Annotated in this window: 2 protein-coding genes; both read left to right on the forward strand. The window is 63.8% G+C overall.

What is annotated here, in order from left to right:
* Positions 1-18: 18 nt before the first annotated feature.
* Positions 19-519, forward strand: coding sequence for a hypothetical protein (locus ACOI7D_RS27800; RefSeq protein WP_003100856.1), 501 nt, complete (start codon positions 19-21; stop codon positions 517-519).
* The gene (locus ACOI7D_RS27805) at positions 516-887 is read left to right on the forward strand and encodes a hypothetical protein (RefSeq protein ID WP_003100853.1); all 372 of its coding nucleotides are present in this window, start codon (positions 516-518) and stop codon (positions 885-887) included. Before ACOI7D_RS27800 ends, ACOI7D_RS27805 begins: the two co-directional genes overlap by 4 nt.
* The last annotated feature ends 39 nt before the right edge of the window (positions 888-926 follow it).

The raw sequence follows: 926 nt of genomic DNA on the forward strand, positions 1-926 counted from the left end.
GCGCAAGTGGATGAGCAAATGAAGCTCTCCTTCCATCAGCACATTGCGCTGTTCTGGATGATCGGTGCTCCGGGCGTCTTCGCGCCCGTGATCGAGAACGCCAAGCGGCCCGATGCCGGCGCCGTCATGGCGTGGGGTGTCGCGATCGTGGCGGTGATGATCCTCTTCACCCCTTTGCTGCTGCGCTGTCCACCATTCCGGCGCTGGTATGGCCGGACGGATGCGCTGTCGGAGCGGCAGCGCCAGGCGCTTGCCGAGCGCGGCCTGCGCCGCTACTACCAGACCGCTTTCGATGACGGCTACGTGCCCCGCGTGATGCCCTACGTGTGGCGCATCATCTGGACGGTCGGCGGGTTGATGGCTGTGACCGCCGTACTGCCTACCAACACCGGACGGCCAGCCTTCGATGCCTTGGTGGTCTTCTCGACCTGGTATCCGATAGGCGTGATGCTGCTGGTTTTCGCGTCGAGGCCCCTTGGCCGGTTGATTCGCCAAAGAGCACAGGAGCGGCGGAAATGAGCACGTCAACCATCGAGGCGCTGGCCAGCGCCTGGGCAAGGATTGCCGAGGAAGCGGAATTCCCCGCTGACTACGAGGGGACTGCCACACCACAAGCGCATCGGGCTAGCGAAGCTATTCAGGAGCAGATTCGGGAGCGCATCGTCGCCACCAACGACATGCGGCTGTTCAGCCTGCTGCACCTGCTGGGTCAGGCGTCGCTGCGCATGGAGCAAGCGCTGTGGCCGGAGGATTACGAGCGGATGACGCGCGAGGTTGAGGAAGCCCTGCGGCAAGCCACCGACGCCAACGCCAGATCGTACACCCACGAAGAAGTGATGCAGGCGATGCAGGAACGCATCGACCGGGCGCGAGACAAGCCATGTTGATTGGCTATGCGCGCGTCTCGACGCAGGATCAGAACCTGG

Origin of the sequence: Klebsiella sp. C360 (assembly GCF_048822415.1) — a bacterium.
Lineage (GTDB): Bacteria > Pseudomonadota > Gammaproteobacteria > Enterobacterales > Enterobacteriaceae > Klebsiella > Klebsiella quasipneumoniae.

Coding starts and splice junctions, on each gene's coding strand:
- ACOI7D_RS27800 (WP_003100856.1), top strand. CDS start 19: ATGAAGCTCTCCTTCCATCAGCACATTGCGCTGTTCTGGATGATCGGT.
- ACOI7D_RS27805 (WP_003100853.1), top strand. CDS start 516: ATGAGCACGTCAACCATCGAGGCGCTGGCCAGCGCCTGGGCAAGGATT.